Below are 12,688 nucleotides of genomic sequence, written 5' to 3' on the forward strand. Positions count from 1 at the left end.
ATGATCAGCATCGAGGAATGGAGCGCCCACCTTACCCCCCGCAATTCCTTCTTCGAACTGAAAGGGCTGGTGTCCTCCGGTGGACGGGTGGCCGACGGCCGTGAGCAGCGGGTGCAGGACGATGTCGGCTTCTGGCGGGTGTCCTACAGCTTCGCCATCCGCAACCGCGCCCAGGCGCTGGCCTATCGCGCCCTGCTGACGCGACTGCGCGCCGGCGAGAACATCGTGGCCAAAGTGTTCGATGCCTATGGCGTCACGGTCACCAACACCGCCGCCACGCCCTCGGCGAGCGTCGCTGTCGACGCAGAGCTGCGCGCCACCACGCTGAATATGTGGACCATGGGGCTCGATCTTGAGCCGGGCATCTCGTTCTCGATTGGCAACCGACTGCACCGGATCACCGAGATCGTCGCGCGCACGGCCGGCAGTGTCGGCACGTGGAGCGATGCCGGCACGTGGAACGACGCCGGCCGGTGGATGGATGCTCCGGCGGCCACTGCCGACGGCTGGGAAATCCGGTTTATGCCGCCGCTGCGCGAGGTTATCGACGCCGGCACGGTGGTCGACTTCATCAACCTCCAGTGCCTGTGCGTGATCGAGAACGTCACCGACGGCGACATGGATCTTGAGCTCGGCTTCTTCGGCGACCCGACGCTGCCGCTGATCGAAACGATCTAACGCCCCTTCCGAGAGGACAACATGGATATTGATCCAATCGCCGACGGCGATGAGCTCGCTGACGTGCGCGCCAAGAATAATGCGGCTATCGAGGGGGTGAACACCGTCACGCCGAAGGTGGCGACGCTCGAGGCGCGTGGCACGCTGCCGATGATCGCCCGGCCGGGCGACGATGTGCTCACCTACTCGGCTGTCACCACCGGGCCGGCGGCCGAGCGGCCGATCGCTGGGTTCGGCGAGATCGTCGTCGACACCGATCTGGGCTTCGTGCTGGAGATCGATGGCGAGGATATCGATCCCGAGGCCGGTTACCGCGATATCGCGCTGCGCACGGATTTCGCGTTCGAGGATGGCCACGTCTACAAGGTCGACTTCGCGCTGAAGCGCGCGGTCGATCCGTCCGACCCGCTCGGCCACGGGATCGAGCTGCGCATCCAGAACCTGTCGGCCAGCAAGACGCATGTGAGCACGGCGCGACTGGGCGACGTGCTGGCGCCGGTGGTGGCGGATGGCGTGGTGCGCAGCTCCTTCCTGATCGGCAAGGCCGGTGCGCCGGGCACGCTCGATTACACCATCCCCGCGACCAGCCGCTATGGCGTGCCCTTCGTGCGCGTATTCGGAAGCGGCCAGACGACGCGGCTCGCCGTCATCGGGCGGCTGGTCGACGTGACCGATGTCATCTCCGGCGGCGCCGATCTCGCCCTGAAGGCCGACAAGTCGATCACCGTGACCGGCGCAGGGCTGGCGTCGGGTGGCGGCCCGCTGGACGCCCCGCGCACCATCACGGTGCCGGCCGCCACCAATGCGGAAGCTGTCGCGGGGGAGATCACCAGCAAAGCCATGACGCCGGCCGCGAACAAGGCCGCTCTGGATGCGCGGGCGCCCATCACGGACGATGCCGACATGGTCGCCATTGTCGGACCGAATGGCAAAAGTGGGTTCACCGTCACCCCGTCGGGCAGGATCCTGAACAAGCATATCAGGGAGATCGAGAGCAAGGCGGACGCGGGCGCGCAAGCCGGCCTCTCCGTGAAGGTCATTGCCTCTGCGGATCTGCTGGCCATTGCCGGGCCGAACGGTAAAGGTGGGTTCACCGTCACTCCGTCGGGCAGGATCCTCTGCAAGGAGATCGACAATATCTACGGCGCCATCGCCGGCGTCGCCCGGCATGCCGGTCTCACCACGGTCTTTCGCCAGTTCTTCGCCGGCACCTCGATCCCCGCGGGATGGTCCGTCACCGGATGGACGGTTTCGAACGGGCTGGTGTCGCCGCCCACGGGGGACTGGGCGACCCTGGCGATGTTCGACACCTTCTCGGCCCTCGGCCGCAAGCGGATCGTCGCCCATATCCGCCTCGATGACCCGACCTCCAAGGTGGCCGTCGTCACCTACCCGATGGATGGCGGTTCCTACACGCTGGGAACCGTCGTTACCGTCGACGCCTCCCTTGGCGCATCGAGTGCCGTGCTGCTGATGCAGCCGTGGAACGGGTCGGGTGCACCGACCGGCGGCAAGTCCGTCGCCATCCCGTTCACCCTGGTCGCCGGCCGCGACTATGTCGTCGACCTCGAAAAGCTCGGCGGCGTCAACATTGCCCGCTTCACCGACACGATCACCGGCAAGGTCGTCACCCTCTCGGGCGAGCAGGATGACGCGGACGGCGCCGGTCGCCAGTGGGGCAAGCCCGGCCTGGCGTTCCTGTCCGGCAACGTGTTCGTCCGCCTCGTCGAATTCTATGCCGGCGTTCAGCAAAAGCCGTTCGGCCTGCTGTTCGGCGACAGCAACGGCGAGGGGTTCGGCGGCGTTCCCGACTGGCGCTATGGCTGGGCGCACCAGGTCGAGGCCCTTCGTGGTCGCGGCGACATGCTCAATGTCTGCCGCAGCGGCGACACGTCCGGCGGGATGCTCGATCGCATGCCCGTCGATCTCGACATCTTCAACCCCCAGTTCGTCGTGCTCGGACAGGGCACCAACGACACCAACACCGCGACGTGGCAGGCCAACACGGCGGCGGCTATTGCCAAGGTGCTGGCGCGCGGCGCGACGCCGATCCTGCAAACGCTCGCGCCGCGCACGGGCTCCACCGCCAAGAACACGACCATCAATGGATGGATCAGGAGCCGGTATTTCGGCGATTACCCGTACGTCGATGTGGCGCGGGCGCTCTCGCTAGGCGGCGACGATGGCGCCTGGAACCCCGCCTTCAACAATGGCGACGGCGTCCACGCGAACGTCCCCGGCCTGGAGCGGTGGGCCGAGCAGTACGCCATCGACGTTCCCTGGCTTTTCTAGGAGAGACAAATGACGATCCTGATCGTGTCCGACATCAATTTCGATGATGACGCCGTCGTTGCCAAATACCCTTGGCCGTTCGTGAGTGCGATCCTCGACTTCGATTACGCCAACCAGCGGTTCTATTACAATGGAACCGTCTATGACGCGCTCGCCGATATGGTGACGGCGGGGTTCTATACCGAGAACCCGAGCGGCGATTCCATCATTCTCCCGAGCGCGATCACGACGTGCTCGCTGTTCTTCGAAGGTGTCGCCGCCGGCTCGACGCCGAGCGGTGCGGCCCAGTGGGCGCTGGCGCTCGATGACGGGGACGATGGCGATCTGCTCGACAACGCCATCTGGATCGACCGCACCCAGGTCTCACCGGCCGGGCGGGGCGAGATCGGCTGCTACGTGGGAGGGGCGATCCAGACCGGCGATGAAATGCGGTCGCTGGCGGTGCTCCCGAACAGCACCCATGTCAGCATCGCGGCGAGGTTCGCGACGTCAAACCTTGGCGTCTCCTATAATGGCGCGGCGGTTCGGACCAACGGCACCGCGCTCCTGCCGACGTCTCTCTCCCGCGTAGTGGTGAAGAACCGGGGCATCGATTACGCCCGTCCCTGGGGAGGCACCGCCACGCGGATGGCGGTCATCGCGGCGGCGGTGACGGATGCCGAACTGATCTCGATGGCGACGCCGTAGCGCGCGCCGCAAAGCTCTCGCTGCCGCCGCCCGCTGGGCGGCATTTTCATATCTGGAGCATGAAATGACCGTCATTCTGCGGCGTGGCAGCAGCGGCCCTGCTGTCAGCGCTCTACAGACGCGCCTCAACGCAGCGCTGCTGCAACCCATCAAGGCCGATGGCGACTTCGGCCCGGCAACGGAGCGGGCCGTCCGCGCTTTTCAGGCGATTGTCGGGCTGGTTGTGGACGGGATCGCCGGCCCGCAGACCCAGACGGCGCTGGAGCGGGCCACCACGGCGGCCAAGCCGGGCAAGGTGGAGCCGGACAAGTCGGCGATGGCGCAGCCTGTGCCCGCCGGCGCGGCCCCGCCGCCGAACGCCGGCACGCTGGCGCTGCTGGCCACCTCGCGGCCGATCAGCGAGATCATCGTGCATTGCACGGCGACGCCCGAGGGCAAGGATTACACGGTCGCGGACATCCGCGCCTGGCACAAGGATCGGGGCTTCTCCGATATCGGCTACCACTATGTCGTCTACCGCGACGGCCGCGTGATGGTCGGCCGGCCGGTTGGCCAGGTGGGCGCCCATGTCGCGGGCCACAACACCGGCACCATCGGCATCAGCTATGTCGGCGGCGTCGCTGCCGACGGGAAGACGGCAAAGGACACCCGCACCGCGGCACAGCGCGCCTCGTTGCTCTGGCTGGTGCAGCAGCTGGCTGCCAAGCATCCCGGCATCAGGAAGGTGACCGGGCACAACCAGTATGCCGCCAAAGCCTGCCCGTCGTTCGACGTCCGCAACGATGCCCTCGGCAGGCTGGTCTAGCGCCGCCTGACCGCCCTCGACGCCCCTTCCGCCGCCCGCCGGGCGGCCTTTTCATTTGGAGGCCCGGAATATGCTCACGACCCTCGTGCAGCCGCTGCTGCCCATCCTTGGCGAGCTGCTCGCCATCCTCGCCACCGCGCTGGTCGCCTATCTGGTGAAGCTGCTGCGCGACAAGGTCGGCCTCGACATCGAGACGGCCCGCCGCGACGCATTGCAGACGGCGATCACCAACGCGGCCGGCCAGGTCGTCATGCAGCTGGGCGGCAAGATCGGCACCGGGGCGATCCACCCCGGTGCACTCTCCGATGCGGTGGCTTATGTGCGGGCCGCCGCGCCTGACGCGGTGAAGCATTTCGACCTTCATTCCGTGGCTCTGGCGGAAAAGGTTGTCGCGAAGGTGGGCGTGCTGACGGCGGCGATCCCGCCGGAGCAGAAGCCGACGGGCCTCTGATCCATGGATGCCACGCCCATGGTCGAAAAGCTGCTCGAGGCCGGTCCTCATTGGTGGCTGGCGGCGGCGTCGATCCTCCTCAACGTGGGCCTGCTCGGCGCCATCTGGGCGCTGTTCTCCGGCCGGCTGTCCGAGACCAAGGACGTCGTCGCCGCCCTCACGCTTTCCACACGCGCAATCGAGGCGGCGTCGGGCGACCGGCGCGGCCTCGCCGAGATGGTCCAAGAGAACCACAGCGCCCTGATGCTGGCCATTGCCAAGCTTGAGACCGCTCTCGCGATGGCGCGGGCGGAAAGGGGTTCCCGCTGATGCTGCGCAAGCTGATCGACCTCCTTGCCGGACGCCGCCCTGCCGAACTCAGCGACGCGCTCGCCCGCCACCAGCGCGCTGTTGATCGGAGCGTGGCCGAATCCGAACACGCCGCGGCCATCGTCCGCGACGTGACCTTGAACACGCGCAGTGCCATCGAGGCGGTAAACCACAGCTGGGATATGAGATGACCGGTATCGCTTTTCCGCGCCCCCGCGCCATCATGGCGGCGAATGTCCTGGCGCTCGCCTCCTATTTCATCCTCATGCCCGACACCGCCCCGCTGTGGCTCGCCGTGGCGGTTCAGAGCCTGCGGGCGGCCGTCGCTTTGATGGTGGTGATCATCTATGGCTGGTCGGTGGTGCAGATCTGCCGGGCCAATGAGCCGGAGCCCAGCAACGGGCTGGTGATCGGGATCCTGCTGGCGTTCGCCGCCGATTTCTACGGCTCCATCGTCGGCCTCGCCTGGCGCTGGAACGGACGGCCGGAGTATTGGACCTCGCTGGCCTTCTGGTTCATGCCGGCGGTCCTGACCACCATCGCCGGCCTGCATCACATCGCCGTGCCGGATGCGATCAACGGTCGGGTGCCGCGCCGGAACATCATCTGGATCGGCGTGGCGTTCGGGATGGCCGGCCTGATCGCCGGCATGATCATCGGGTCGCAGTTCCCGCGCCTGGGCCTGCCGGGATGATCCCGCCCGAGGCGCGCGTCCTGCGCGTCCCCGGCGCCGATCATGCCGTGCTCGACGTGCCGACCGGCCGTCTGATGGTTTCGAGGGGGCACAACGATGTGCATGGCGACCCGTCCGAGTTGCGCCGGTTCGCGCGCGCGATCCTTGAGGTATGTGACGAGATAACAGGACGTGCCACGGCTGGAACGGGTTCTTTACCCAGTCGTCGCGGCATTCTATGGTTTTGGCAATGGCCGAAAAGCAGATCGACCTGCATCGTCGTGAGCGGACACATGACCAAGCGTGACACGCGGGAAAAAGATGTGGCGAAGGGCAAAGGTCACGTTGCGCCTTTAGATCCGAAAGAAATCGTCGATGCCCTCAAACGAAATCGAAATGACAGCGATGAAATCCGGCGATCAGCTGACGAGCGACGCGAGAGGCTCCGAGGCGCAGTCGACGGCCCGCGGAAAAAATTCAGTCTATGATTTTTTGTATCATGACGCCCGTCGTGTCGCATCTTATCTGGCGCAGTTCCAGTCTTACGGCTCTACGCAAAGTGTAAGGGCAACGGAAAGTGTGGGGCGTACCTCGACGAGAAGGACCTCCGCCTCTGCCAATATTGGCGTGCCCGGTGTAGCCGGAGGACGCACAGACCTAGATATTCAAAATGTCGACGACGAGAAGGATGTAGCTGAGCATATCTACGATCCACTTTGGACTAATGCTAGAACGCTTCTGGATTTTCTTGCCGAAAATGACATGGTCGAGCGTGACATTCAAACGGCGCGCATTGGCCAGTTCGTCCTTATTCGCGGTACCATTCTGCTATTTGATTTAGCTATGCTTAAAGGAGCGTGGGAGAAAGCGCCTATACAAAAGCTAATGAAAGCCGGCGCGGACCCTATCCCGGCTGGAAATAGAGCCGAGCGCCGAGCGAACGGCGTGAAATCAAAATCTCCATCGTCGCAGATTTCTGACCATATCGATCTTGTCCTGTCGCTGTTATCTATTCTGCCACATTCAATTCAAATTAAGATGATCACAGCTGGAGGTGGCGTATGGAGCACCTTGGATGAAGCATCGATTGTCGGAAGATCCGGCGATTTGGTGCTGAAACATGGTGCGGTGATCGAAGGCGACTGGTACATGCTTGGGATTCTCGATGCGCAGCCTTACGTGGCGGATATGCGCTCTGAAGATGGCGAGCTGTTTACAGAGGTGTTCGCCAAGATGGCGGGAACTGAGGTGGCGCAATTGGCTGCTCGCCTTGCTCCTGCCGCTCGGTCAGTGTTGGGTCGACCGCCATTGACATGGGGCGTAACGCCTTTGTTGATTTTCCGCGATGTGAACGGTGAACCCGCAGACGAGGCTATTGAAGCTCCCGGCGCATAATCCGAACCATTCGCGAGCGCCGCGATTGAATCGGCCATGCGGAAGGACATGCGGCCTGTCAGCGTCTGGGAGACCGATTCGATGATGCGCACCCTCACCGACGTAGAGGGTGCGGCGCTGTTCCTGCTGACGAAATGGCCGACGGCCGAGGACACAACCCTGCACCTAGCGGCGCGTCAGGCCGCGCTGGACGCGCTCGACGGCAAGTCCTCAGTCGAGGCCTTCCGGGCGGCGCTGGTGGCGGCCGCCGAGGAGGCAGGCATCCTGGCCTAGCGCGTAGCTCCGGGCTGGTTGCAGATCGTGCAGGGGATGCCGCGAGCAAGCTCAGAGAAGGTGAGCCTGCGTTTTATCTCGGCACTCAGCCCGCATCGTGTGCATTTGAACTCAGCGCGATCCACGCGAGCGAGCGAGCCAGAAGCCGGATCGCTGATCCCGACGAGGGGCACAGATCGCATCATCACCCGGCGTTTTTGATTTGTGTCCGGCAGGGAGGATAGTGTCGACATCGCCGAGCTCAAGCAGATCGAGGGTTCCGAGGTCTGCCCGAGTTGCACGATTGATGCCGTTGCGAGCTATTCCAAATCGTCCGGCGTCTCGCCGTAGCGCGCAATCACCACGGCCGGCTCGAACTCACCCTGGCTCGGATCGCCCGTGCGCGAGAAGGCCACCACGCCTGCTTTGCTGCCGGCCAGCAGCGACGCCTTCGACTTGGCGGCCGCCGCACTCTGCAGCTCGATGCCCTCCTGCGCGACGAGATCACCCTCCTCATCCCGCACGAACGGCAGCACCACGTAATAGGTCACGCTCGCCATCTACGTCGCTCCTCCGATTGAGCACCGAGGGGAGGTTCTAACACCCCTACCGGGATCGGGCTTGTTCTATTTTCGTTCTCATGGAATCAATCTGCTCATCAACCGATGGAGCCGACCATGCCGAGCGAGCAGCAGCCCGCCGAACAGCAACCTATTGTCATCACCGATGCCGACGTGGACGAGGCGATAGCCGCCTGCGGGGGTGACGCGCGCGAAACCGTGCGAACGTTGCTGATCGCCGGCCAGTTCATGGAAGTCGCCCTGGAAGCCGCAAAACAGGAGGCCTCTTGGGGCTATGTCCGGGGCCGGCCATCGCGGCACCTGAAAGAGGGAGCGGGATCGTGAGCAAGCGAACCCAGCGAGCACTCCACGCGCACGAAGCCCAGGAAATGCGACGCGAGGTGCGGGAATTCCAACATCATGTTCGGCAGTGGGCGGCGCGGCTGCCGATCGGCACGACCGCCTATCTGGGCTGCGACATCCTCAACTACTCGCTGATCCTGATGGATATGCAGCTGACCGCCGCCATCGACGCGGCGCCCTATGAACGTCCGCCGGGCTTCGGTGGGATGGATTCCTGATCAGAATAGCGCGGGTTGCGCCGGCGGCGCCATGTCATCGGCCGCCGGCCGCCCCACGATCACGACGGCGTCGTCTGGCAGAGGCCGCTGAAGCGCCTTGGCCTCATCCCACGGCGCACGCATCCAAACGTCGCGTTCTTCCTCAGTCGTCAGGATCACCGGCATCGCCTTGGTGTGGACGGACCCGACGACGCCGTTGGGTTCGGTAGTGAGGAAGCCGTAGAGGTCGGTGGTGACCTCGCCTTCCTTCAGCTTGCGGACGGATGTCCAGCGCGTCCAGAGGCCGGCGAAGAAGGCCAGCGGTTCGTCAGGTGACAGGGCGAACCATGACCATGTGTCCGGTCCGCGCGCCCCGGCCGGCGGCTCGGAGAAGGACGTGAAGGGCACGAGGCAGCGATGCTCAACGCCCAGCCAGCGGCGCCAGTGTGGCGAGCCGGTGTTGCGGATGTTGGTGACGCCCTTGTCAGTCTTCTTGCCCTCCAGAGCGAAGGCCGGGCTCGGCATGCCCCAGCGTGCCATGACGAGCTCGGGCTCGCCGTCGGCGGCCGAGCGCACGATGGGGGCAGGATAATCAGGATAGATGCCCGATTGCGGCGCCAGATTGCCGGCGCCGTTCCTCAGCGTCCCCACCAGGTCGGTGATCGCCTGCAGGTTCGAGTGGTGGCTGTAGAGGTTGCACATGGTCGCTAATGGTCCGCGGGCGGGTGTAGCGCGCGGTGTCGATAATGCAGGCATACCGCTACCGCGAAGGCTGCCCCTATGCCTATGCCTGCCCAATACCACCCCATCACGGAGCTGCGCCGACGCTGTCCTTGACGCACTTGGTCGTGAAGCTTGTCTTGGCAGCACCGGCCAGTTTCTTGGTAGTGGCCTGTGTGTCGCAAGCTGCTTGCGCATCCCGCTCGCACTTTCCGAGGAAGCTGGTTCGGGCAGCTCCCGCTAGCTTCTTGGCGTCGGCGTTCGCGACGCAGCTATCGGCCAGCGCAGGCCCAGCGAAGGCAACCAGAACGGCGAGCGTGATGAGCGACTTCATCGAACCGTCTCCTCTTCAGGTGCCGGAAGCTAATCACGGCTGAGAGACTACGTCGAGGCGATGCTATCCGGTGAGGGGGTACCCCCCTGGACTTTGGTCCAGATCACCTAGACCCGCGTCTGATTTCGCCGGGCGTCCGATCCGAGCCTACTTGCCGACGCCGCCGTCGCTGATGGAGGCGGCCGACAAGGCCGAAATGACAGGATCTGCAGGAGGCTCAGATGAGACAGCCACAAACAATGAAGAACATGGATATCCCGTCCGAAAGGCAGCGGCGCGACGATTTGGTTCCGTCGCGCTACCCGATACGCGTCGGTGAGATCAATGTCCTTGTGATCAGCGACGGAGTTCTTGAGCCTCCGGCCGAGTCGATGGCGACGAATGCCGACCCGGCGACCCGAAACGCCTGGCTGGACCGTTCGTTCCTCGCGCACGATACCTTCGATTGGGCGCTGAACGCGGTTGTGGTGCGCAGCGGGAACCAGACGATTCTCATCGACAGCGGAATTGGTGGCGAGGTCCCGGATTTCACACGCGCCGGACTATTCGGCCATCGGCTGGCGGCAGCCGGCGTCGATCTGGCTTCTGTGACCGACGTGGTGCTGACGCACATGCACTTCGATCATGTCGGGGGGCTCCTCGTCGAAGGGGTGAAGGAGCAAATGCGTCCAGACCTACGGGTCCATGTATCCGCTGCCGAGGCCAAGTTCTGGGAAGCGCCTGATTTCTCCCGAACCGGCATGCCGCCAGATCTTGCGGAGATTGCCAGACATGCGTCGAAGCGCTTTTTGAAGATGTACCATGCAGAGCTGCGTACGTTCGAGCAGAGCCAGCAGGTTGCGCCAGGGGTGGTCGTCACTCGCACCGGAGGTCATACCCCTGGCCACAGCGTCGTCCGCATCGCGTCCGGCGCCGACCGGTTGATGTTCGGCGGCGACGCCATATTCCCGGTCTCGTTCGACCACCCCGAATGGCATAACGGTTTCGAACATGATCCCGACGAGGCGACCCGAGTTCGGTTGCGACTGATGCAGGAATTGGCGACGACCGGCTCGTGGCTGGTGTCGACGCATATGCCGTTCCCATCCGTCGGTCGCGTGGCGGCTGACGGCCAGCTCTTTCGCTGGGTACCCGCCTGGTGGGACTACTGAGCGACCAATCGGCGGCACCCCCTGCAGGATGACAGAGCCGAAGCATAGCGGAGCCTTGCCACGTTCCTTCAGTCTATCGGCCTGAAGTTCGAGAAGGAGGAGTGACTACCCCTCCTTGTCCCGAGAGCGACGCGGCAGCCAACTGCTGGGCCTGAGACTTGGCGTGTTCGCACTGCGGCATTCGACAGGCTCGAGAGCGATCAACGCGCCTCGTCGTTCCGCGCGAACGGGTTCACGACGAAATAGGTCACGCGCGCCATGATGTCCTCCTACCGGAACCACTCCTGTCCGGTCGCGATGCCTTTCCGCGAAAGCGTGTAGAATCCGTCGACCTCTCGGTTGAGCAGTCCTTCCTCAGCCAACGCCCTCAGCGCCACATCTGTGTCGATCGTCATCGAGAGTGCGGTCACAAAATCCTGAAGCGACGCCGCACTATGGAACCCGAGATCACCTTTGGTGCGGCGCCAGTCGTCATAGATGTACCTTAAGATGACGGCGTTATCGGGTGACACGGCAGCTCCTCCTATGGCGACGGCTCGTCGAGGTCGTTGCCATTATAGCCGCTCGGAGGATCCGCCTCAGACCCGGTGGCAAAAATTATCGTATCGCCGGGAGCGATCTCGCGCTTTGCTCGCTGATCCCACCGGCGATGAATGAAGTCGGGTCGCCCCCAGATCCTGACGGCAGACCAGAACTCATCGCCGCGGAACGCGACGAAGTGGAGTGTCGGTTGCAGATGGGTCATCCGTCCCTCGCTGCTCGCCAGGTCTGCGAGAACCCGGGCCAGCCGAACAGGGAATCCCCCGCTTCCACGAGGCGGTTGCCGAGCCGGCGGACCACAGCCCGCTCGACTTCCTGATAGGGATCGTTCAGCCACCAGCGCCGGCCCTCGGCCGTGAACTCCATGTGGACCGGCTCCCCCGCTTCGATTCGATCCTCAGCGGTGTCCGTCATTCGGCACGGCCTCGATCTTGTGGTTCCGGGCCGCCTTCTTCGCGACCGCATAGCCGCCGCAGGCGCGGTGAGGCACCACACCTTCATCTTCCTCGTGACACAGGAAGGCCGGCTCGCCGGGGCCGAGCGTCTCCCCGGCGTCGATCACTGTCGAGGTGCACTGGTTGGCGATCGAGCCGCGCCGGAAGGCGCAGGAGCCGCACATGGCGGGATTGTCCTGCGGCACGCGGGCCAGTTGAACGCCGAGCAGTGCGCCGAAGATGGTTGGAAGGTTCACCTTCTCGGCGTCGTGCGGGTGATAGCCGCCCTCGGTGATCAGCAGGAGCTCCGCACCGTCCCGCACGTTCGCCACGACCGAGTTCGCAAGGCCGACGAACTGGGCGAATGCCTCGATCAGTGCCGGCATGCCATGCTGCTCGGCGAACTTCTCCAAGAGTTCGACGCGGACCCGGTTCGGCAGCATGGCGCAGGCGGCGAGCGTCGTGGCCGCATCGTCTGCGAGCTCGTAGTCGATCGCGGGGTTCATCATGCGACCAACTTCCATTGGAAAGCGGGGATTTCCAGCCGGGGGGGCGACGAAGAACGGACCTCCGCTACCAACGTTCACCAACAATATCGGCCGTTTGGCGGTAGGTTGGGAGCCTGGCTCAGTTCGGCGAAATGGCCGTGAAGTTGCGGTCGAGCTGAGCTGTTGCCAGCACCGGATGCGTAATCACGCTTCCCACCAATAAGCGGCAACAGACAGCCCCCCTTCGCGACACCCCGCAGAAACGACGGCACCAACTGCTGCCCTCGAACTGGAAATCCAGTTCCGCCGACAAACTCAAAGCTGCCTGACCGTGGCCCCCACTGAGCGTTGGGTTAGGC

Annotated in this window: 21 protein-coding genes; 14 read left to right on the plus strand and 7 right to left on the minus strand. The window is 64.4% G+C overall.

Annotated features, from left to right (window positions below; genetic code table 11):
• The 11 genes from KHC24_RS13240 (at position 1) to KHC24_RS13295 (ending at position 7,563) form a co-directional block, all read left to right on the plus strand.
• Positions 1 to 678 (plus strand): hypothetical protein, encoded by a 678-nt coding sequence (locus tag KHC24_RS13240; RefSeq protein WP_213363729.1) that lies wholly within the window; start codon positions 1 to 3, stop codon positions 676 to 678.
• A 21-nt stretch (positions 679 to 699) separates the two neighbouring features.
• Positions 700 to 2,970 carry an SGNH/GDSL hydrolase family protein gene (locus KHC24_RS13245; protein WP_213363730.1) on the plus strand — a complete coding sequence of 757 codons (2,271 nt, stop codon included), beginning with the start codon at positions 700 to 702 and terminating at the stop codon, positions 2,968 to 2,970.
• A gap of 9 nt (positions 2,971 to 2,979) precedes the next feature.
• On the plus strand, positions 2,980 to 3,657 hold the full coding sequence (locus KHC24_RS13250; RefSeq protein WP_213363731.1) for a hypothetical protein: 678 nt from the start codon (positions 2,980 to 2,982) through the stop codon (positions 3,655 to 3,657).
• A 64-nt stretch (positions 3,658 to 3,721) separates the two neighbouring features.
• Positions 3,722 to 4,462, plus strand: a complete 741-nt coding sequence (locus KHC24_RS13260; RefSeq protein ID WP_246546868.1) for a peptidoglycan recognition protein family protein — start codon at positions 3,722 to 3,724, stop codon at positions 4,460 to 4,462.
• A 70-nt stretch (positions 4,463 to 4,532) separates the two neighbouring features.
• Positions 4,533 to 4,913 (plus strand): hypothetical protein, encoded by a 381-nt coding sequence (locus KHC24_RS13265; RefSeq protein ID WP_213363732.1) that lies wholly within the window; start codon positions 4,533 to 4,535, stop codon positions 4,911 to 4,913.
• 18 nt (positions 4,914 to 4,931) lie between these two features.
• Positions 4,932 to 5,222 carry a hypothetical protein gene (locus KHC24_RS13270; RefSeq protein ID WP_213363733.1) on the plus strand — a complete coding sequence of 97 codons (291 nt, stop codon included), beginning with the start codon at positions 4,932 to 4,934 and terminating at the stop codon, positions 5,220 to 5,222.
• Positions 5,222 to 5,413 (plus strand): hypothetical protein, encoded by a 192-nt coding sequence (locus tag KHC24_RS13275; protein WP_213363734.1) that lies wholly within the window; start codon positions 5,222 to 5,224, stop codon positions 5,411 to 5,413. Before KHC24_RS13270 ends, KHC24_RS13275 begins: the two co-directional genes overlap by 1 nt.
• Positions 5,410 to 5,916: a hypothetical protein gene (locus KHC24_RS13280; RefSeq protein WP_213363735.1), complete on the plus strand. Its 507-nt coding sequence runs from the start codon at positions 5,410 to 5,412 to the stop codon at positions 5,914 to 5,916. Before KHC24_RS13275 ends, KHC24_RS13280 begins: the two co-directional genes overlap by 4 nt.
• Complete coding sequence (locus tag KHC24_RS13285) at positions 5,913 to 6,383, plus strand: hypothetical protein (protein ID WP_213363736.1); 471 nt, start codon at positions 5,913 to 5,915, stop codon at positions 6,381 to 6,383. The genes KHC24_RS13280 and KHC24_RS13285 overlap by 4 nt, the downstream gene beginning before the upstream one ends.
• A complete protein-coding gene (locus KHC24_RS13290) occupies positions 6,292 to 7,290 on the plus strand; it encodes a DUF6414 family protein (RefSeq protein WP_213363737.1) in 999 nt (332 codons plus the stop codon). The genes KHC24_RS13285 and KHC24_RS13290 overlap by 92 nt, the downstream gene beginning before the upstream one ends.
• Before the next feature lie 36 nt (positions 7,291 to 7,326).
• On the plus strand, positions 7,327 to 7,563 hold the full coding sequence (locus tag KHC24_RS13295) for a DUF982 domain-containing protein (RefSeq protein ID WP_213363738.1): 237 nt from the start codon (positions 7,327 to 7,329) through the stop codon (positions 7,561 to 7,563).
• A 299-nt stretch (positions 7,564 to 7,862) separates the two neighbouring features.
• On the opposite strand, the gene KHC24_RS13300 is transcribed toward KHC24_RS13295, so the two are convergent.
• Positions 7,863 to 8,102 (minus strand): hypothetical protein, encoded by a 240-nt coding sequence (locus tag KHC24_RS13300; RefSeq protein ID WP_213363739.1) that lies wholly within the window; start codon positions 8,100 to 8,102, stop codon positions 7,863 to 7,865.
• A gap of 117 nt (positions 8,103 to 8,219) precedes the next feature.
• Between KHC24_RS13300 and KHC24_RS13305 the strand changes: the two genes are divergently transcribed.
• Together KHC24_RS13305 and KHC24_RS13310 are read left to right on the plus strand one after the other, a co-directional pair.
• A complete protein-coding gene (locus KHC24_RS13305) occupies positions 8,220 to 8,447 on the plus strand; it encodes a hypothetical protein (RefSeq protein ID WP_213363740.1) in 228 nt (75 codons plus the stop codon).
• On the plus strand, positions 8,444 to 8,683 hold the full coding sequence (locus tag KHC24_RS13310; protein ID WP_213363741.1) for a hypothetical protein: 240 nt from the start codon (positions 8,444 to 8,446) through the stop codon (positions 8,681 to 8,683). Before KHC24_RS13305 ends, KHC24_RS13310 begins: the two co-directional genes overlap by 4 nt.
• Here the strand turns inward: KHC24_RS13310 and KHC24_RS13315 are convergent, their stop codons facing one another.
• Positions 8,684 to 9,364, minus strand: coding sequence for an SOS response-associated peptidase (locus tag KHC24_RS13315; RefSeq protein ID WP_213363742.1), 681 nt, complete (start codon positions 9,362 to 9,364; stop codon positions 8,684 to 8,686).
• Positions 9,365 to 9,470: 106 nt separating this feature from the next.
• Positions 9,471 to 9,716 (minus strand): hypothetical protein, encoded by a 246-nt coding sequence (locus KHC24_RS13320; RefSeq protein WP_213363743.1) that lies wholly within the window; start codon positions 9,714 to 9,716, stop codon positions 9,471 to 9,473.
• A gap of 239 nt (positions 9,717 to 9,955) precedes the next feature.
• On the opposite strand from KHC24_RS13320, the gene KHC24_RS13325 reads away from it, so the two are divergent.
• On the plus strand, positions 9,956 to 10,867 hold the full coding sequence (locus KHC24_RS13325) for an MBL fold metallo-hydrolase (RefSeq protein ID WP_246546870.1): 912 nt from the start codon (positions 9,956 to 9,958) through the stop codon (positions 10,865 to 10,867).
• 269 nt (positions 10,868 to 11,136) lie between these two features.
• On the opposite strand, the gene KHC24_RS13330 is transcribed toward KHC24_RS13325, so the two are convergent.
• From KHC24_RS13330 to KHC24_RS13345, 4 genes are read right to left on the minus strand one after another with little or no spacing between them, the layout of a single operon-like run.
• Positions 11,137 to 11,379: a hypothetical protein gene (locus KHC24_RS13330; RefSeq protein ID WP_213363745.1), complete on the minus strand. Its 243-nt coding sequence runs from the start codon at positions 11,377 to 11,379 to the stop codon at positions 11,137 to 11,139.
• Positions 11,380 to 11,390: 11 nt separating this feature from the next.
• Positions 11,391 to 11,612, minus strand: a complete 222-nt coding sequence (locus KHC24_RS13335; RefSeq protein ID WP_213363746.1) for a hypothetical protein — start codon at positions 11,610 to 11,612, stop codon at positions 11,391 to 11,393.
• Positions 11,609 to 11,821: a hypothetical protein gene (locus KHC24_RS13340; RefSeq protein WP_213363747.1), complete on the minus strand. Its 213-nt coding sequence runs from the start codon at positions 11,819 to 11,821 to the stop codon at positions 11,609 to 11,611. The genes KHC24_RS13335 and KHC24_RS13340 overlap by 4 nt, the downstream gene beginning before the upstream one ends.
• Positions 11,805 to 12,350, minus strand: coding sequence for a hypothetical protein (locus tag KHC24_RS13345; RefSeq protein WP_213363748.1), 546 nt, complete (start codon positions 12,348 to 12,350; stop codon positions 11,805 to 11,807). Before KHC24_RS13345 ends, KHC24_RS13340 begins: the two co-directional genes overlap by 17 nt.
• Between the last annotated feature and the right edge of the window lie 338 nt (positions 12,351 to 12,688).

The organism is Ancylobacter defluvii (assembly GCF_018390605.1).
Classification (GTDB): Bacteria; Pseudomonadota; Alphaproteobacteria; order Rhizobiales; family Xanthobacteraceae; genus Ancylobacter; species Ancylobacter defluvii.